The organism is uncultured Pseudoteredinibacter sp., assembly GCF_947502065.1.
Taxonomy (GTDB): domain Bacteria; phylum Pseudomonadota; class Gammaproteobacteria; order Pseudomonadales; family Cellvibrionaceae; genus Pseudoteredinibacter.
Map to the genome: position 1 here is coordinate 1 of NZ_CANMYE010000004.1, position 19,518 is coordinate 19,518.

The 19,518-nt window shown below is 45.5% G+C and carries 15 protein-coding genes; 4 read left to right on the forward strand and 11 right to left on the reverse strand.

The window, feature by feature from the left end:
- Positions 1 to 73: 73 nt before the first annotated feature.
- The 5 genes from Q1A41_RS11660 to Q1A41_RS11680 form a co-directional block, all read right to left on the reverse strand.
- Entirely contained in the window at positions 74 to 523 is a 450-nt protein-coding gene (locus Q1A41_RS11660; RefSeq protein ID WP_299978928.1) for a hypothetical protein, read from the reverse strand.
- A complete protein-coding gene (locus tag Q1A41_RS11665) occupies positions 523 to 1,140 on the reverse strand; it encodes a TIR domain-containing protein (protein ID WP_299978931.1) in 618 nt (205 codons plus the stop codon). Before Q1A41_RS11665 ends, Q1A41_RS11660 begins: the two co-directional genes overlap by 1 nt.
- Before the next feature lie 133 nt (positions 1,141 to 1,273).
- Entirely contained in the window at positions 1,274 to 1,627 is a 354-nt protein-coding gene (locus Q1A41_RS11670) for a hypothetical protein (protein ID WP_299978934.1), read from the reverse strand.
- Positions 1,628 to 1,702: 75 nt separating this feature from the next.
- Positions 1,703 to 2,464 (reverse strand): hypothetical protein, encoded by a 762-nt coding sequence (locus tag Q1A41_RS11675; RefSeq protein ID WP_299978938.1) that lies wholly within the window; start codon positions 2,462 to 2,464, stop codon positions 1,703 to 1,705.
- A gap of 119 nt (positions 2,465 to 2,583) precedes the next feature.
- A complete protein-coding gene (locus tag Q1A41_RS11680) occupies positions 2,584 to 3,054 on the reverse strand; it encodes a hypothetical protein (RefSeq protein WP_299978940.1) in 471 nt (156 codons plus the stop codon).
- A gap of 425 nt (positions 3,055 to 3,479) precedes the next feature.
- Here Q1A41_RS11680 and Q1A41_RS11685 point away from each other — a divergent pair, with 425 nt between their 5' ends.
- The gene (locus tag Q1A41_RS11685; RefSeq protein ID WP_299978943.1) at positions 3,480 to 4,448 is read left to right on the forward strand and encodes an integron integrase; all 969 of its coding nucleotides are present in this window, start codon (positions 3,480 to 3,482) and stop codon (positions 4,446 to 4,448) included.
- Between the two features lie 89 nt (positions 4,449 to 4,537).
- Here Q1A41_RS11685 and Q1A41_RS11690 read toward each other — a convergent pair whose 3' ends face one another.
- Entirely contained in the window at positions 4,538 to 5,755 is a 1,218-nt protein-coding gene (locus Q1A41_RS11690) for a dipeptidase (RefSeq protein ID WP_299978946.1), read from the reverse strand.
- A 235-nt stretch (positions 5,756 to 5,990) separates the two neighbouring features.
- Here Q1A41_RS11690 and Q1A41_RS11695 point away from each other — a divergent pair, with 235 nt between their 5' ends.
- Positions 5,991 to 9,296: a sensor histidine kinase gene (locus tag Q1A41_RS11695; protein WP_299978949.1), complete on the forward strand. Its 3,306-nt coding sequence runs from the start codon at positions 5,991 to 5,993 to the stop codon at positions 9,294 to 9,296.
- A gap of 131 nt (positions 9,297 to 9,427) precedes the next feature.
- On the opposite strand, the gene Q1A41_RS11700 is transcribed toward Q1A41_RS11695, so the two are convergent.
- Positions 9,428 to 10,234, reverse strand: a complete 807-nt coding sequence (locus tag Q1A41_RS11700; protein ID WP_299978952.1) for a universal stress protein — start codon at positions 10,232 to 10,234, stop codon at positions 9,428 to 9,430.
- A gap of 300 nt (positions 10,235 to 10,534) precedes the next feature.
- Here Q1A41_RS11700 and Q1A41_RS11705 point away from each other — a divergent pair, with 300 nt between their 5' ends.
- Positions 10,535 to 11,830 carry a hypothetical protein gene (locus Q1A41_RS11705; RefSeq protein ID WP_299978955.1) on the forward strand — a complete coding sequence of 432 codons (1,296 nt, stop codon included), beginning with the start codon at positions 10,535 to 10,537 and terminating at the stop codon, positions 11,828 to 11,830.
- A 149-nt stretch (positions 11,831 to 11,979) separates the two neighbouring features.
- Positions 11,980 to 12,726, forward strand: a complete 747-nt coding sequence (gene fnr, locus Q1A41_RS11710; protein ID WP_299978957.1) for a fumarate/nitrate reduction transcriptional regulator Fnr — start codon at positions 11,980 to 11,982, stop codon at positions 12,724 to 12,726.
- Positions 12,727 to 12,787: 61 nt separating this feature from the next.
- Here fnr and Q1A41_RS11715 read toward each other — a convergent pair whose 3' ends face one another.
- The 4 genes from Q1A41_RS11715 to Q1A41_RS11730 form a co-directional block, all read right to left on the reverse strand.
- Positions 12,788 to 13,507, reverse strand: coding sequence for an OmpW family outer membrane protein (locus Q1A41_RS11715; protein WP_299978959.1), 720 nt, complete (start codon positions 13,505 to 13,507; stop codon positions 12,788 to 12,790).
- Between the two features lie 220 nt (positions 13,508 to 13,727).
- Complete coding sequence (gene msrB / locus Q1A41_RS11720) at positions 13,728 to 14,318, reverse strand: peptide-methionine (R)-S-oxide reductase MsrB (protein WP_299978962.1); 591 nt, start codon at positions 14,316 to 14,318, stop codon at positions 13,728 to 13,730.
- A gap of 98 nt (positions 14,319 to 14,416) precedes the next feature.
- Positions 14,417 to 15,286, reverse strand: coding sequence for a carbon-nitrogen hydrolase family protein (locus Q1A41_RS11725; RefSeq protein ID WP_299978965.1), 870 nt, complete (start codon positions 15,284 to 15,286; stop codon positions 14,417 to 14,419).
- Between the two features lie 2 nt (positions 15,287 to 15,288).
- Positions 15,289 to 19,518 carry a DUF3971 domain-containing protein gene (locus Q1A41_RS11730; RefSeq protein ID WP_299978968.1) on the reverse strand — a complete coding sequence of 1,410 codons (4,230 nt, stop codon included), beginning with the start codon at positions 19,516 to 19,518 and terminating at the stop codon, positions 15,289 to 15,291.

Below are 19,518 nucleotides of genomic sequence, written 5' to 3' on the forward strand. Positions count from 1 at the left end.
AAATATAAAAACTTCCACCCAGAGCACTGGCGGGTACCTTATTGCCTATTGACTGGTTAATGGCTCATATGTGTTAGAGCAGGGCCAGCTCAAGAGTTGACCATGTTAAAATAACTACATAAAGAGCAATGAAGATTCTCGGTATATTAAGCTCTATATGCGTAAGCGGTTTATACACATTGTCATTTTCACCGCTCTCAAGATGAACCCACTCTGCATCGAATGGCTTTAGTTCAAGCTCAGCTTCCATGTCATGGATTACTTTAAATTTGGCCGTATTTAAACCTTTATATGAAAGGATAAGTCTATACCAGAAGTAACACATGGCGATGCCTGCAGCGCACACAAAAAGTGACCAGGGCTTAGCCAAATGCTCAAGACTTATTGCTTTTAACAAACCTGCCAAGGCTATAAGGAAAGAATTGATTGATAGAAAAAATGTATTTGCCTTTAGCCTTCTTTCACTCACTCTATCTGCAAGCTCAACATACAGTTTATAAAGCTCTATACCCCGTGAATCCATTATCTCCCGCCACCGATAAGTATTTTTAAATTATCCCATGTCCAGTTATAGAGCTTATCATTGGACGTTGCGGCCTTCGGTCTTGTGCAAGTTTTACTGGCCCTTCCTTTTAATAAGTAGTATGGCACGCCGACTTCTTTCGCTATATTTATTTCAGCGGATACGCCTGTAGCCGTATGTGTTTTTTCACCACAAATTACGGCGACTTGATCCACTCGTTTCATCTTGCTCTTAACCTTGGCTTTCCAGTCACCAGTCATGTGCTCCTTTACAGACCAGTCTTCAATTTCGAATGGTGAATCGCTATTTTTTGCTTGGCCCGCAAGTAAGGTTTTTAGATCAGAATCATTATCATAATCGAAACTAACAAACACTTTGGTTTTTGCCATTTTCTCTTCCTTAACTTCACTTCCTATTAATGCCCCAGCCAACGCTGAGACTGCTCCTACTACCGGCCCACCAATGGCAAGGCCTGTTAAGCCTGCTGAAATAGCTCCGGGAATCCCCTTATGCTCGTGTTCTGCTTGGTCAAAGTGCGTACCACAGTAATTGCTTTTGTCTGCAGCTCGTTTTTTGCACCTATCTCCGCTTCTATTTCTACCCCTACAACGCCTCATGTTTGCTTAATATTCCTTTATTACTCCGTAAGGGCTCTAACGCCTCAATAACCGGTAGACAAACTGTAGCGAAGCGAAGGTTTGGCTGTCCGGCGCCGCAGGCGCGTAGTTAATTGACTTGTTAAAAGTTGGCTTAATCAACACTCCAAAATATTTCAACAAACGTACACCCACCGTTTTTTAGTTTAAACTTTAGTACCATAGTTGAGAAGCAGTCATCATCGTCTACTGAATAGTAAATAGGCTGCCCTTCGTAGCATGTAGCTTCAGAAACATCTGATAATGCCACTTGGTAATTATTTAAGCCGCTATCGCATTCGAACTCCCCAATAGCCTTATTAAAGAATGCTGATACTTCAGCCTTACTTGCAGGTTCTTTTATCTCGAAGGAATCAATGATCCAGTACCTAGCACCACCTTGATCCCAATAGGAATTTGATACTCTGCAAAACTCTTCTAAAAGATCAATAGTAGTTTGGCTCAACATGTACTTTTAACGCCGCGCTTTGCGGCTGTTTTGGAGCGCAGCGGAAAAAAGACCGACAACAGCGCCTTGTTATGTCTAGAACTCAAATTCAGACTCTGTAGTTTGATTTACGCTATTTTCTACTAAGTGGACAAGTTCACTGGCTTTAAAGGCTAGATCTCTTATGGAATCTTCAGAAAGATCAACTCTATTACCGTCTTTATCAAGACCTGCTCTGTGAACACAATGATGCCTGATATTGACAGCCTCAAAAAGCCAAGCAATATCTCCGAAGTCAGAATTTAGCACTTCTTTAAACATTGGCTTCACTTTTCCTAAATCATGAAATATCAAATCCCTTAGGTAGTTAGCTACAGTGAGCTGAAGGTTTTCATGCTTTTCATATATTTCTTTCAGGGTGAACTTCATTTTTGAAAAAACAGGGTCGGTTTCGACTAGTTTTCTTATTAGCTCATCAGAGTTGGTCACTTTATGGATAAACGTCGAGGCTAAATATGATTCAACAGCCGAAACAATATGCCCATGAAGCATAACTAGCAGGCTAAACTTGGCCTCGTTGCTTGCCCTAACATCCAGAAGTTCTCTAACACTTTGAATTTGTGTATCAAATTTTCCTACTTGAGATTGAGTATATATATACCATTCAAGTTCATCCTGCATGCGCCACTCTTCTTCTCGGCGACTTTCTTCCTCGCAGTAGCTTTCATAAGCCTGTACCGCTTCTTCCCATTCTTCAGATCCTTCTTCACCCGCATCATCACCGTAGTTTTCTTCTATCCACTCATACATCGGCTCCAGAGCTTCCTGCTCCATCATCCATGCTTTTGCTCTACCCATTATTCATTCCTGATTTGATGCTAGATGCGATTAAGACATAACGCCTTTATAAACGGCGCGCGCTTTTTGCGCGTCCAGTGGAGGCCGTTTTTTGGCCGTAACGATGTTTGATAAACTTGTTATGTTTTTTCACTGTGTTTGATAACTAATTCCAAAAAAGCAGTTGGCTTCACTATATTTAGGCCATACTTCTGCTTTATTGCCTTCGAATGCTTATATAATCCAACATCGGATGTCACGAAGCAGCCACCATATTTCTGTGCTTCGAACACATGAAAGCAGTCTGCCTCTCGTTTTTTGAGGCTACCATTACCAACAATAATTTCTTCAATTTCTTTGAGTGTCTCTTTTTCCTCATTGGTGAGATTCAACTGCACCGTTTGGTGTGACTTTGGCTCTATTTCCTGAATCCAATCAGGTGTCTTTGGGTTGCGAATCTCACGAACTACGGAATGCATCAACATAACTTTCTTCTTGTTCTTTCCAAGGATTTCCCTAGCCCTTTTGGATGCTTTCTGTTCATCAATGCTCCCGCCGTCAAAAGCGCATGAGTCAAAGAATATGAAATCATCATATGGATTGAAATTCATTATCTACGCCTGAAACATAACAGCTAAATAAACAGACCGGTAGAATTACAACCAAAAAGCGGACGCGTCTTATTAATTTGGGGATTTCAGAAATAATAGGATGGTGTCCGTTTTAATACCTGTCTGCATTCCTTTGTTTGTTGCCCTAATTTATTGTTTTATCAGTACTTTTACAAGTATTAGAAAAATCATACCGAATTAACGAGACCTGGCGCTTAAGTCATTATTTATTGGCTATAAAATTGCTTTTTCTCTTGTGTGGCGAATTAAGAGAATGCGGCTAATTCTCGTATGTAGTTGATTCACTTAGAGCTTTGTAGGTGTTAATTGTTAATTCCCCAATTAATAGGAAGCTTGGCCTATAGCGATCGTAAAATTAAACTGTATAAATATACAGTATTATCAACTTAAAGCGTGAAATAATTATGCGTCGGTCTAAGTTTATTGAAGAAGTAAGAAGCGTAATGCGCTTGAGGCAGTTAGCGCTTGCTACCGAAAAGAACTATATCTATTGGATTCGCTCATTTATTCGACATCAGGGGTATCGTGATGCTGGGCAAATTCACCCTCATGGGGTTGATCAATTTCTTAGCCATTTAGCAACGCATAAGGAGGTTTCTCCGAATACCCAAAATCAGGCCTTGTGTGCGCTAGCCTTTCTTTTTCAACATGTATTGAAACGCGAGCTTAAAGGTATTAATGCTGTAAGAGCCCGGCAACAGCAGCGGATACCTGTCGTGCTTACTATGCGTGAGGCTCAAACAATACTTAATCATTTAAGCTTCCCTTTTTGCACAATGATAAAACTCGCTTGGGGCGCGGGCTTGCGTAAGGCAGAGTTTTTAAATCTGCGTATTAAAGATGTTGATTTTGACAATCACTGTTTAACTATTCGCCAGGGCAAAGGCGGGAAAGATAGAGTTACCGTTTTGCCAAATGGCGCTGTTGAGGAAATACTACAGTTAATTGAACTGGCTGAAACCTTTTACCAAGACGATATCAAACAAGGCTTCGGTGAGGTAAGCATGCCCTACGCCTTAGCCAAGAAGTTTCCCAATGAGGCTAACGCTTTGCATTGGCGCTATTTGTTTTCGGCCAGTAAACGAGGTATCGATCCAATTAGTGGGCGGGAAAAACGTCATCATATTCACCCTTCCGGGCTCGAGAAAAAGCTCAGGCAAGCGGTGCGTAATAGTGGCATTCGCAAAAAGGTTACCGTGCACACTTTTCGGCATACCTTCGCTACGCAGCTATTGCAAAATGGTTATGATATAAGAACGGTACAGGAGTTATTGGGCCATACAGATTTGAAAACCACACAGATTTATACCCATGTTTTACAGCGCGGTGGGAACGCGGTAATAAGCCCTTTAGATGCGGCCACTTTAAATTAGTAATTGTCTTAGCAGCTTGTATTTTACTTTGTGTTTAGTCACCTGCACTTTACTGGGCAATAAAGTGCAGGCTAGTTGCTATTCTACGTTTAGTGCTTTGCTGCGTAGTCTTCTACTTGCTGCCACACACGTAGCATATTACCGCCTAAGATCTTGCGGATATCTTCTTCGCTATAGCCACGGTTTATTAAGCCTTGCACCAAGGCCGGGTAGCTGGCCACATCTTTTAGGTTTTCTGGTAATGAATCGCCAACACCATCGTAATCAGAGCCAACGCCTAGGTAATCTATACCCACCAATTTAACCGCGTAATCAAAATGATCTAACACTTGATCCAGGCTTGCATAAGGGTATGGGTTTTCTTTCTTAAATTGCTTTTTAAAGGCTTCAATATCGGCTTCGCTTGCCTTTGGGTTGGCAGCTTTATATTTGGCTAGGGCATCTTTTTGCTTGCCGCCGTATTTAGTGGCTTCTTCGTGAATAAAAGCCGAGCCGAAGTTAATTTGAATAACGCCGCCGTTCTTTTTCAATGCCAGCAGCATTTTGTCATCCATATTGCGCTCCCAGCCTGGGGTAAAATGACGCAATGAGGAGTGCGAGGCAATCACAGGGGCTTTTGTTACCGCCATCACATCATAAAAAGCCTGATCAGATACATGGGAGATATCCACAATCATGCCGATATTGTTCATTTCGGTAATCAGCTTTTTACCAAAGTTGCTCAAGCCTTGGTGAGGCTTTTCTTCTGAATAGGATGAGTCGCTAATATGGTTGCTCTTAGCGTGGGCCAGGGTTATATAGCGGATACCGCGTTTGAAGAAGTAATTTAGGTTCTCTATTCTCCCTTCGAGAGGCGTGCCATTTTCCATACCCAAAGGCAGTGAGATTTTCCCGCTCTTTTGGTTATCCAGCATTTCTTGGCTGCTATACGCCAAGGCAAATTTAGTAGGCGCGCGCCCTACCATGGCCTCTACTCGATCGATTAAACGGTCTGCCAAGGCAATACTGCCACCTTTTTGCTCGTATTCGGCTGGAATATAGATCGACATAAAGGCAGCATCTAAGCCGCCCATCACAGCACGAGGATAATCGAAATCACCATCTTCGGTAGCCTTGGTCACATCGGCGTAGCTATCTTCTATGCGGTATGGCACATCGATGTGAGTATCAACAATAAGAGCCTCTTTGGCGAGCTGCTTAGCTCGATCACTAATATCAATGCCGGCCTGCGCAGTAAGATGCAAGCCCAAGCTGGCGCTAAAAAACAATGCAAGTGCGGTTTTTTTAAGCTTTGGGTAATTCACCATGAATAGCTCTCTTAATTGATGATTAATCTATTTTATTGAAATCAAAGGCGATATTACGAAGTTCGGGGCAAATAAGCAAAACCGCCTAGGTCGCCTAAATTAACCATTACTAAGTGTTATGGTAAATAAACCGGATCGACTTACACTTAAGCAGGGTGTTTTATACGACAAGCACCATAAACGGCGACACACAAGCTATAACCACCAACATCTCGACAAGCATATGGAATGCCGGTTGTTCCACACAAAAGCTAAGGCCTACTCAATTATTCGTCCACTGCTGTGGCTTTTGCTTAGCTACAGCCTGGCTTATGCTCCACTGCTAGCCAGCGAAAGCCTCTTCGATATTGCTGATCCGGTAGTATTCCCGGTGGATACACAGAAAAACACCCTGCTTATTACCTCAATGACTCGGTCATCCAGTGGCTTATTATGGGCCGCCTCACATTTTCACGGCTTACACCAATACGACGGTTATGAATTTCGGGATGTTAGCTATCAAGACAATGAAGGCAATGCGCTCGCCAAACAAGCCTTCAGCTCTGTAGTCGCCGCGGCTAATGGCATTGTGTGGGCGGCTTCGGCCAGTAATGGTTTGTACCGCCTTTGTGAATCAGAGCAGAGTTTTCAACACTTTAGCCATAACCCCAATGACACAAACAGCATTCCAGGCAATTCGATTTACACATTACTGCTAGATGGCGAGCAAGGCCTTTGGATTTCGAGCGATAGAGGCTTAGAATATTTAAGTTTCCATAACAAGAAATTCCAAACCGTAATACTGGCCAATTTAAGCGGCTCTATTCGCAGTTTAAGCTATGATTTTAAAGGCCACTTGTTACTTGGTTCTGATCAAGGCCTGTTTCGTATTTCGCCACCTAACAATCGAATCTTTCTAAAGCCTTTGCAAGGGGAAAAGCTGCTTGATGGTGTTCAAGTCAGCACCGTCAAAGCCGATCAACAATCCCAACTCTGGGTAGGCAGTACTACATCGGGTTTGTATTTAATTAACGCCAAAGGCCAGGCCAAAAACATCGCCGCAATTGGCCGGGTTACCTCAGTAGAGCTGGTTGATAACGAAGTATGGGTGCTAAGCTTAAAAAATCACCGCAACATTCAAATATTCGATAGAGAAACCGCTAAATTAAAAAGAATTTTAGCACACGATCCGTTTCGCCCTGGCGGATTATCTGACGGAACCTTGTGGAGCTTATACCACGATAAAGAGGGTATTGTTTGGCTTGGCGGCTTAAGCCTTCAACTGATCCCCCCTGCCCGCCGCTATTCTCGCAACATACTTTATTCGCCAATAAAACCAGAACCTGGATTTAAAGCCGATCTATCGGGAATTGTAGAGTTGGACAATGGAAACTTTTGGGTAAGCAGTCGTAGCGAGGGAGTTGATGTTTTTAGCCCAAAATCCGGCTTTGTTCAAAGCCTTGCACTAAATAATAACGAACCCAGTTTACCCAGTAAGCATATTGTCGAACTTGGTAAAGAGCCCAATGGTGATATTTGGCTGCTGAGCGCGGGCTCCGGAACATGGCGTTATCGGCAAGTGTTAAACGATAATGGCAGTGCCACATGGAAAAAAGAGCGCTGCCTTCTCGAGGGGCATGCGAATTCATTAAGCTCTGCTACCAATATCCACCCCTTAAATAAAGAGTTAACATTTTTAGTCGTTCGTCACGGCGCCGAGCGCGGCACTTATCGCTACAACAAAAAGAGTACTAATAGCTGTGAATTCAACAAAATCGCAGCCCTTGAAGGCATCAGTCCACGGTCCATCGTCAGCTATGACGATCAAAATAGCCTCTTACTGTTTGGAAACAAAATTTATATATTTGATAGCAACAATAGTAAACTCAGCGTGCTTAATTTAGAAATTGAAGCACATAAAAACGCTATCCTTCCTACCTTGGTTAAGGGTTACCGCACATCATCCGGCAAACTGTTTTTCAGTACCGCCGATACCACCTACCAACTAAAAGCCATTAAACAGACTTCGCTCATTATCAGCGAAGTGCTTACTGGCCGTAATGAAAACTGGTTATTCGATGAGGATATCGCTGGCAATCTTTGGGGCTTTGGTGCCTATTGGTTAAAAGATGCTAAGCAGGCGCAGCTGTTCGATAAGGGCAACGGCAATATAACCGGCGCAGGCGCTTCGATTAAGTTCTGGCACAGCCCTAATGACGATTTTATTTTTCTAACCCAGCAAGGCATGCAACTGCTAAGGCCAAGCGCATTTAGCTTGGATCAATCAGAGCTCGCTCTTATCGTTAATAAAGTACGTATTGATGGCAAAGCTGTGCAAGGACAAACTCAAAACATTGCTTTACAAGCCGATCAGCACAGTTTTAGTGTCAGTTTTTCAGCGTTGGAATACGTTCGCCCCCTGCAGATAAAATATCGCTATCGCCTAGATGGCTACAACAATAACTGGATAGAGACCGACGCCAAAGCTCGTCATGCAAGCTACACCAATTTGTCGCCAGGCCAATATACTTTTCGCCTACAAGCTAGCCAGCCGGCGGCCGCTTGGCCCAACAAAGAGCTTACAGTGCAAGTTAATATCTTGCCCGCCTGGTATGAAACCGACTGGTTTCGCCTAATCGCTGTATTACTGGTAAGCGCTCTACTTTATATTATTTATCTTTGCCGCCTGCGGTATTACCGCCATAAAAAGATCGAGCTAGAAAAATTGGTGAACGCCCGCACAGCCGACCTTGCTCAATCAATGCAGCAGTTAAAAGATACCCAAGAGCAACTGCTTAATAGCGAAAAACAAGCAGCCCTGGGTCGTCTTGTCGCTGGGGTAGCCCACCAAATAAACACACCTCTGGGCGTCGTAAAAATGGCTGCATCTATGGTCGCTGATCTGGCCAGGCAAAGTTTTAAACGTGTAGATGCCGCAACTATCGACCAGCAGAGTTTGGATCACGAGCACCGGCGGCTACGCAGTAGCACTACTTTATTAGACAGTAACTTGCAGCGCTTATCTGCCTTGGTTGAAAGCTTTAAAAAGATCTCGGTAGATGAAGCCGACTGGAAACTGACCGAGTTTAATGTGGCCGAAACCATTGCCGGCATACCGGCTTCACTGCATGATCAGATAGAAGAAAACCATATTCAGCTCTATGTATCCATCGACCCAAATCTTGATATCTACAGCTACCCTGAGCTATTACATTATATTGTTTGCGAGCTACTTAAAAATGCCGTCACCCATGCTTATGATGGCGTCGATCATGGTCAGGCCATCGTCAGTTTAAAAATAAAGCTTTGTGAACGCCATGCTAAGCAGCAAGCTGAGCAACTATTGCTTATCCAGGTCGATGATAATGGCCAGGGCATAGGCGAAGCACTTAGGGATAAGTTATTTGACCCATTCACCGCCGCCAAGCCAACAAACCTAGGTCTAGGGCTACACATTTTGGTCAATTTGATTAACAAGGTGTTACATGGTGAGCTAAGTGTTTATCACAACCCCCATGGAGGCTGCAGTTTTAAGGTTAGCTATCCCTTATCCACTAAGTAATAAGCGGCTTAACAATAAGCTACGGGGAAAAAATAAAGCAAAAAAATGGGGGCAAAAAGCCCCCCTAAGATCTCTAGCCGAGTGATAAACCGGTTTCGAGCGTGTCGAATTCTCTTGTCGTTAGTAACGCCTTAGTTAAGCGCCATTACATCCATTTCTAATTGAGTTAATACTCGCTCAGAGGTATTACCTCGCATGGCAGCCAATAAGCCCTTACGAGCCAAGGTACCAATTAATACAATATCGGCGTCCAATTCTTTGGCGGCCTCAGAAATCACATCTTCTGGAGCACCTTGTCGAATATGAACGTGATCCGAATCCATTCCCAACTTACGTAGCAAGCTACCGCGATCTGGAATATTCATCGTATCGGTATAGGCGTTTACTACATGTAAATCGGCACCATACAATTCAGCGGACCATTTACCGCGTGAAACAATCTTATCGTTCAGCTCTTGGTAACGCTCGTCTTTGGCTTGCGCATTGATCGCGGCCAAAACCGTCTTACGGTGGTACTCAGCGCCTGGGCGCACGATCAAAACCGGGCACTTGGCGTTACGCAATAAAGCCCATTTCGAATCACTGAAGCGAATACCTTTTTCGCTATCACCGTAATCTGGAATCACGATCATGTCGGTCTGGAAGTGTTTACCAGAAGACAACAAGGCTTTTTGCCAATCGTGTGCCCAACAAATCTCTGCGGTGTACTCTAAACCTTCTTTTTCCATACGCTTAGCTAGCGCAGAAAAGTTAGCAACATCGCTGTACATATCTGGGTTGCGATGACTGGTGTCTACCGAATGACCATCCACACCAATAAAAATGTGAATTTCAGGTGCGCTGTCACGCATCTTTGCCGTAATGATGGCACGCTCTAATGCAGGGTGCTCATCACGCGTTGGATCAATAACAACCAGTAAGTTTTCTTTTGTACTCATAATGTAAGTGCCTTCTTTTATATACTCGACTAAAGTGGTTACTAATATAGTCCAGAATCTAAAACTTACTTATGATTTAACTCAACTGTTTGCTCTATCCTTGGCAAGCAACTCATTCATCGCAATCCGTTCGAAACATGCTACTGAAATCGCACCAATAGAACTTGATCTCTATCAATTACGATCCCCTTATATAAAGCGTCAAATACCTACAAACACTATGGCATTGATCCACATCAACATCTGCTGCATAAGGCATGGATAAACTGCAACTATCGTAAACTTGGGATACTTGCCACCGTGAACAATCCAAATACCCAGGCCCATCAATGCTTTGATTTAGCGGCCCAGCAGCATCCGCATTTATTGCGCAGCGCCAGCTATAACTACCCCCACCGCATGGCCTATGAGCCGCTTGAGGATCAAAACTTGCTGCAACAAGGGCAGCGCCTAAGCATTTCTCCTCTGGCCCTTTGGATTAACCTGCCCGCTAGGCAGTTCGATACACCGCTAGGGCGGCCTTTCTTCGATGCACTGATCAATGAGATCAATGTACGCAAGGAGCTTTTTGGCCGGCGCCCCGTTACTCAGCTGTTATTGCGCCACCCCTTTATGCATTATCAGGGTGCTGATATCACTGAGCTAATGCATATATTGGCCAGCAGTTTTCGCTTGAGCCACCGCGATAACTCACCGATAGAATATTGCGCGGAGCTTAGCCTTGCAGAAGCCAACCCAGCCAATATGGCGCTACTTAAAGGACTGGGCTTCAATGAATTTATCCTGAGCTTACCGCCATCACTAAGTAAAGATGAGCAGCAAGTACTGGCTGATATTTGGCAGCAGGCCAAAGAGTTCGGCCCCGACAGCTTAGCGATAAGACTGCCTTACGGTTATCCAAGCCAAGATCTGCACAGCATGCGTGCGCTGCTCGACAAGGTGCTGGAGCTGAGAGCTGATCGAGTTTTGTTAACGCCCTCAAGCGAATTAGACCGTTGGGACCTGGCCGACCAAATAAGCGAGCACGGCAGCCACAGTGCCAGCCAATTTACACTGATATATAACGCCATGCGCCACGCCGGCTACCGGGCAATTGGCAACGATTGTTTTGTAAATGGCAAAGATTCATTGGCCATTGCCCAGAACCAGAACCGCCTGCGCCGCACGGCCATTGCCTACAATTCAGTTAATTCCTCGGATCTACTTGGCTTTGGCCCCGCAGCTAGCAGCCAACTAGGCAGCCGTTACGAATGCAATAGCAGCCAACTGGCTCAATACAGCAAGAAGCTAGAGCAAAGCCAGCTCGCCATCGATAAGGTGCTGCAGCTCAGCCCTAAAGCCAAAGCCTGCAGAGTCGTGGCCGATCAACTATTGTGCTACCACCGCCTTGATATCCACTATATTGAAAACCGCTATGACTTAGCCCTGTCATCTTTGGCAGACAATATCAGTTGGGAGCTCAATGCAGAGGCCAATATGGAGCTGATGCGAATACATAATGGATTGTTACAGTTAACAGACGATGGCGTTTTAAGATTGCTCTTTATCGCCGATACCTTCTTGTCTGGACTGCTAAAATCAGAGTTTAGGGAATAAACTAAAATCAAATTGGAATAAAAAACCCAAAAGCGCTCAAATATTAAACACATAGACTATAGAAGCCCTAGTAATACCAGAGATAAGTAGTAAAATTAAGGGCTCACTAATATGCTTTTTGAGCGATAATCTAGCCAGCAGTGAATGTAATGACATCAAATATCATCAGCAAAACAACACGTTGCCACCATAACCCCCAGGTTTCCTGTGGTGACTGTCGTCTGAATAGTATCTGCCTGCCGATTAGCGTGCATGTAGACGAGCTAGATAGATTAGACGAAATCATCCAGCGTGGGCGCCCGCTGCATAAAGGTGATTATCTATATCACGCCAATGACCCGTTTACCTCGGTATATGCGGTACGCTCGGGCACCATTAAATCGATTCGTATTACCAATGACGGTGAAGAACAGGTTACCGGCTTCCATCTACCTGGAGAAATTCTAGGGATGGACGGCATTGCACAAAACGTGCACACCAATTCTGCCATTGCCTTAGAAACCACAGCCGTCTGTGAAATTCCCTTTGCTCGCATGGAAGAGCTAAGCATCAAAATCCCAAGCTTGCAGCGTCATTTCTTCCAGTTAATGAGCCAAGAGATTACCGCGGATCAGCAGCTGATTACCTTGTTGAGTAAAAACAGTGCCGAAGAACGTGTAGCCTCCATGCTATTAAGCATCTCAACTCGTAATCACCGCCGCCAGCTTTCGGCGACGCTTTTCCGTTTGGCTATGTCACGTGCGGATATGGGCAACTACTTAGGCCTGACGGTTGAAACTGTCAGCCGTGTTTTAAGTCGCTTCCAGAAGCAAGATATCTTAGCGGTTGATAAAAAAGAGATCGAAATTTTAGATATGAATGCGCTGAAGCGAGCCGCTAAAACAGAAACCTGTTAAACGTATTTTTAATTTTTAACAGTCAAAAAAAAGCCCGCCATTTGGCGGGCTTTTTGTGTTCTTAGAACTTATAACCAATCATTACAGAGTAAACCATTGGATCGATATCTACATCAGTAGTAATTCGAGTACCAGCTGGCAGGCTTAACGCATTGTCAGAGTTCTTAACCGTCAAAGTAGCTTCGGTGTCGATATCAATATAACGAACTGAGGCGTTCAACAATAGGTTATCGCCTAGGTCTAGATCGAAACCTACTTGAGCAGCCAAACCCCAAGAGTCATCAAGATCAACATCAAGATCGCCAGTCACCGCTTCCAAGTTAGAGCCGCCCTCTTCATCAAAGAAGATGGTGTAGTTCAAACCAAGACCAACATATGGCTTGAAAGCACTGTCAGAGTTGAAGTAGTAAACCGCAGATACAGTTGGTGGTAGTTGTTTGGTATCCGCTACAGAGCCAATGCCTGCGCCATTCAAGAAAGAGCCTTCACCAGACGCATCATGAGAGAATGGAGTTGCCGCTAGAACTTCAACACCCCATGCTTTATCTAGCATGTAAGTGAAAGTTAAACCCAACTGAGTGTCGTTATCTACATCAACACCAGAATCGGCGCCCAAAGAGTTGCCACCCGCATAAACCTGAGTGCTATCGCCATCTGGAGCAACAGTGGTTACACCAGCGCGAACAATAAAGTCACCCGCTTCATAAGCGTGTGCTTGAGTGCCAACAACACAGGCTGCGATTGCAGCAGCTAAAGTCAATGGTTTTAGGGTAGCTTTCATAATTACTCTCTCTTCCTCGACAAGGGCGCTTTGTTTGTGCACCCGTTTACTTGTTGAGGCTATTGAACAATATTGAGCTTCCCAAAGACTTGATCCAGATTAACAAAAAACTGCTTTTGACAGTTTTTTGAAAAAAAGCCTACTTTTGTAGGCTTTTGATTCATCGCTAACTGTAAAAAACTTGTTCTAGATCAAGTCGAGAATTTTGAAAGTGCTGTTTTTATTCAGCTTTTAGGCTGCTGCTTGTTGGCGCCGCAATGGCAGGAGAGCTGTTTTTCACCTCGTCAGGGACAAAGCGTAAGGCCAAAGAATTAATACAATAACGCTTACCGGTTGGTGCCGGGCCATCATTAAAGACATGCCCAAGGTGCTCACCACATTTGCTGAGAATTTCGGTGCGCTTCATGCCCCAGCTGTAATCGGTCTTCAGTACGATATTGTCTTTATTGGCTTCCCAAAAGCTTGGCCAGCCGGTGCCAGAATCGTATTTGTGTTCAGATCGGAAAACCGGGATTTGGCATGCCGCACTGACAAAAGTACCTGTTTTACCTTTGCCCATCTCTTCATTAGTGAAGCGTCTTTCAGTATCGGCTTCCCAAAGAATTTTATATTGCTCACGCGGCAAAATCTTTTTCCATACCGATTTAGGTACTTGGGTCAAATCCTCACCCTTATCAATAAGCTGTTGCAGGGCGGGCGCTTGTTCAGCGCTTTTAACAGCCATCGGCGCTTGATCGCCATTAGCCTCATTGCAAGCAATAAGTGCGCTGGCCATCAAGGGCAGTAGTAAAGCAAAAGAAGTATGTTTCATGGTATAGCCTCCCTATTTCTATAGGCTTAGCCTACCAAAGGGCAAGCGCTGCTGTTTTTCAAAAGCTGGACAATATCTTCACAAATGTATCGCAGGGCTTAAATACCTAAGCGGCGATTTGCTAGTGCTGGCAATGCGGCGCGAACCTCTACGAGCTGCTGGCGCTGCAACTCTATTAGCAATGCACCCTCTCCGCGATCTAAGCTGGCTAAAGGCTCTCCCCAAGGATTAATAGCGCAACTATGCCCCCAGGTAGAACGTCGCTTACTGTGCTCACCGCCTTGCGCTGCGCCAGCGACAAAGCACTGATTTTCTACGGCGCGGGCTTTTAGCAATAAATCCCAATGTGCCCGCCCGGTGGCATAGGTAAATGCCGCCGGGACCAAGACCAACTCACAGCCTTGCTCCGCCAGGCAACGAAAATACTCTGGAAAGCGTAAGTCGTAACAAATCGCTAAGCCGATTTTGCCCCAAGGGCTATCAAAACACTGCGGCTTTAACCCAGGAGCAAAGGTATCAGATTCTCGATATTGGCCTTGGGCATCGTTAACATTGGCATCAAATAAATGCACTTTATCGTAGCGTGCAATCTCTTGGCCTGTTGAATCGTAAACGAAGCAAGCGGCGTAAACCCTCGCTTGTTCAGCACTTAAAGCCGGCGCATTAGCGTATTCATTAGCCGCTGTACATGGAATAGAACCGCCTACCAAATAGACACTGTAACGAGCCGCCATCTCAGCTAGAAAGCTACGTAATGGCCCCCCGCTATTTGCCTCAGCCTGCCCCGCTGCCAACTGATCGCCGCCGCCAAAGATGGCAAACATTTCTGGCAGTACCACAAGCTCTGCACCCTGCTCAGCACAAGCGCAAATTTGTCGCTCTGCCGCTGCCAGGTTTTGCTCTAGGGGTTTGACCGAGACCATTTGTACCAAACCAAGCTTGAGGCTTTGCCAGTTGCTATTAGGCATAATTATTTTGGCTCTTCTGTAGCGGGTATTTGTTCTTGCGCTTCTTGCTGAGGTTTTTGTTGAGGCTCTTTCTGAGATGAGCGCTGAGGCTCTTGTTGAGGTGAGCGCTGTGGCTCTTGTTGAGGTAATAGCTGAGCTTCAATTTGCGCTTCCTTGTGCCCCACCTCTTCGGCAACCTTCTCCCCGGCATCTTTAGCCGCTTTTGAATCAAATAAGCGTTCAAACTCCATCTTTGGGTCATCCCAGCTACCGGTCATGGAATAACTGACGCTGGCCACTTTATCCACTTGATTAGAGAACAACTTGCTGGCCACATAAACTCCTACCGCAGCCGGCCAGTTTACTAGCAGGCCGGTAGCAAGTGCGACATTGTTCCCCACCGGCAAGGTAGCCACCAAGCTGGTGTCGAGGCTCTCTTCTTCCCAGTCAATTTTGCCAGCAAACTGTAAGCGACTTGTTGGCCCTTTAACGATAATCGGCTCTTGAATCAGCAGCTCTTGCTGCTGGAAATCGATATGACCATTAACCGAATCAAACACCATGCCTTCTTTGTATAAGTCAGCAAAATCAAGGCGTAAGCGGCGCACCCAGGTATCGAAATTCAAAACACTTAACAAGCGCAATACTGCATTACCACCGGCCCCGGCCGATTGGAAGAAACGGCCATTTTGAATACCAAGATCTAAGCTGCCGGCGATAAGGCGTGAATCGAAATCCATTGGGCTACCGGGCCAATTCATGGCCAATCGAAACTCTGCCGACTCGGATTCTAAAATGCTTGGCATTTGCCATTGCTGGCTTAGGGTATTAATGTCTTTAAATTGAATTCTGGCCAGCAATTCACTATTGGAAATATAACCACCCGACCAGTTTAAGCTCGCACCAGGGTCTGCAGCCGCCATGGCATCGGCCCCCTCTACTTGCTCTATATCACCAGAGACTTTGATATCCCCTAGCTCACCAAAAATACGATCAACGAGTAAACCGCGCTCTTCGCCGGCTTGAATTTGAAAACGCCAACCACCTAGCGCCCTAGCGCCATAACGTAAATTTTCAATGTGCACCTGAGTGTGGGGAAAACCGCTGAAATCCCAATTATTGGAATCATCCGCTATTAATTGCAGAGGCTCCTCTTGGGCTGTTGAGTCTGCCGATTCTTCACTGTCAGCAAGCTCAGGCAAATTTAGGTGAGCGATGCGGACATCCAATGGACGCTGACTATCGAAGTATTCGATACTACCGGTCAACATCTCACTTTTGGCGTTCAGTAAAAGTCCCTGTTGGGTTTGGCCAGCCTGTAACTCAATATTAGGAATGTTAAAGCCGGCTAAATTTAGCGCTTTAACTTTGATCTCTAAATCAACAGGAATGGCTTCTTGTTCTGGTAATTGATTGCCGGCTTGGTTTGGCACTCGCAGCTCTGCATAGCGAGTTTGCGCCGCGCGATAATCATCAACAATGCTCAGCCAGGGCTCGATATCTAGCGTTTGCAATTCACCGCTGATCAAACCCTGTCCGGCACGGGTCTGTGGTAGCACTCCATTTAAGCCCAGGGCCAAACTTTCGCCATCAAGGTGTTTACGTATCGATAAAACCAGCGAGTCGGAATTTACCGAAGTGGAATTCTCTTCGCCATCAGTAACATCCCTAGCCAATGCGTACTGTAAATGAAGCTGCTCATGTACCTTATTAGCTATCAGCTCTTCTTTGCCTTGTATAGGAATAGTGATGTTAGTTTGGCGCGCTTGCTCTGCGGCTTTACCATAAGGCGCAGGCAAGTTTATCGCGATGCCTTGCAGTGATGTCGCCAGCTCCAATTGATTAGGGCTTTGCTGCTCTGCCCCCCTCACAAAGGTACTCGGCAAGCTAAGCTTACCTTTTACTGCCGTTTTGCCCTCGGCCATTAGCAAGCCGGGAATATTCATCCATTGTGCTAACGGCTCGATCGCGAGCTGACTGTCAAAACTTAGAGCAGTATTTTGTGCAGTGCTTTCTAATTTGGCCTCAATGCTTTGTCCCCATAAGCTTGCCTGCAAATTATTACCGTGCAGTCCGCGTTTTAAATCGTATTTAAGTTTGGCATTGAGCTTTTCAAAATGCAGAGCCAGCTCGGGGATATACAGCTCGGCATTGTTTAAATTGGCATTAATATCATATTTAGCGCCGCGGTTTTCACTCAGAGACAAAGGGATCTGCAAATCAACATCGCCCGTTAAAGGGCCATGCAGCTCCCAGAATTGAAAGTCCTCAGCTTGGCTACTGGCAATTGGGCTATTTAACAGAAAATCGAAACCCTGCTGACCTTGGCCTTTAAAGCGGGCCTTCACATTAATACGATCGCCCTGCGCCTCAGGGTTATCTTCCAAATCAACCTGGATACCACTTAAAGTCAAGCCCATACTTTGCCCAGAATCGGCAGTAGCATGTAAAAAACGCCCGTCGACTTCTAGCCTCGTATCAACCTCACTCAAACGTGGCCAACCTTCCATATAGTTTAGCGACACATCTGCCAAATCGAGAGCCAACTGTGTGGTATAGGTTTTATCGAGCGATGCCTTTAAACCACCGCGATAGATAAAGGCGCCATTACGCAACTCACCCTCACCTTTTGCATCCACTAAAAATTTTTTGAGAGAATCGGCAACAACGGTTGGAAGGTATTTAGGGTAGTTACTGACTTTGTCATTACGCAAACCAATAAATAGGGTTAGATCACTGGGAACAGTATCAGCGAACCAAGGCGTAAACAGCTGCATGGCACCAAGAACCTGGGTTTCCCCTTGTTGCATACTGAGCTGGCCGCTATTTACGTAGATGCTATTTGCATCGCGATCCAGCACCCACTGCACCTGCCCCTTCATGGTTTCAAAGCGCTGAGCATCGTCATAGACGGTTGTGTAGTGCATAGAAAAGCCATTTTGCGAATCAATATCGACAAAGCCGCGCTTAGCGCTGGTTTCTACATAGCCATCCACGCCACTTACCGCAGGCGCCCCCTGCCAGGCACCAGCCGATATTTGCTCGATGTTCGCCTGTAGCAGGAAATCCTTGGCGATGTCTTTACCCAAGCGCAAATAAACATTGTTGAGATGGCCTGCTGGATTAAGGCTCGCTAAGACATCCTGTAGTTCGCCTTCAGGAATCCAATTATGCTTTACCGCTAGGCGATACCAATAACCGATATCAATTCTGGAGCTGCGCAATGCAAGCGGAGTAGAGTCGCCGAATTCCAAACCAATATTTAAAGGCTCAGGCAATTCAAAATCCGAAAACTTGCCATGCACATTTTGCAAAGATAGCTGCCATTGACCAGTGCTATTCATTAGGCCAGAGATATCCATTTTGGCCACTTCAGGTAATGGCGATCGGCCACCATCGGACTGCAAGCTACCGCGCATTTCCATAAAGCTGCCCGGCAATTTCACGGTCCAAAGTTTGCCGGTAAGCGCAACGTCTTGCAGCTGTTCACGCTGTGGAAATTGCTCCCAAGCTGCACCGCTAAACTGCTCAGCAAGCTCAGATATTTTTACGTGGTTTAATTCTAAATAAGAGCTGGCTAAAAATGTCTCTCGGTCTCGTGGGTCACCTTCACCTTCAAAAACAAATTTCATCAGTGGGCGGCCAGCGCTATTAAGCTGCGCCTTTAAGCGGTGAAAGCTCTGGGTATTCTCCATTACCGCTTCCGGCAGCTGCCAGGTGCTGCTTTCACCCTGCAGGGGATGAAACTCAATTTTAACCGCCGATAGCTCAACACGCCCGCGCAGCAGCAGTAATTCCAGTGGGCTTAAAGTTTCAGCTTCAGGGGCGTCTTTTTCGCTCGGTACCACACCTCGCAAATAGATTTGGCCATCATTAAATTGCTGAAGCGCCACGGTCACATCATCGACGCGAAAATCTGACCAGGCCAAGCGCCAATTAAAAAGAGAACGTAACAAATCAAATTGGGTATAGACCGAATCTACCGCTAACACTTGTTCGTTGCGTTTATTGCGCAACGTTAAGCCTTCCACGGTAATCTCAGGGCGCATGCCTAACCAGCGCCCTTCGATATTGGCAATACTGACTTGCACGCCTAGCTGCTCACCCAGTACATCGGCTATATCATCGCGATGATCGTTGATCATGGGCAATAGGAAGCGCCCAGCTTGGACTAGTAAAGCCAAGCTGATCACGATTGCCGCACATAAACCCCAAAAGCGGCGGGCGAAACTACGGGTCCAGGATGTTTTCAA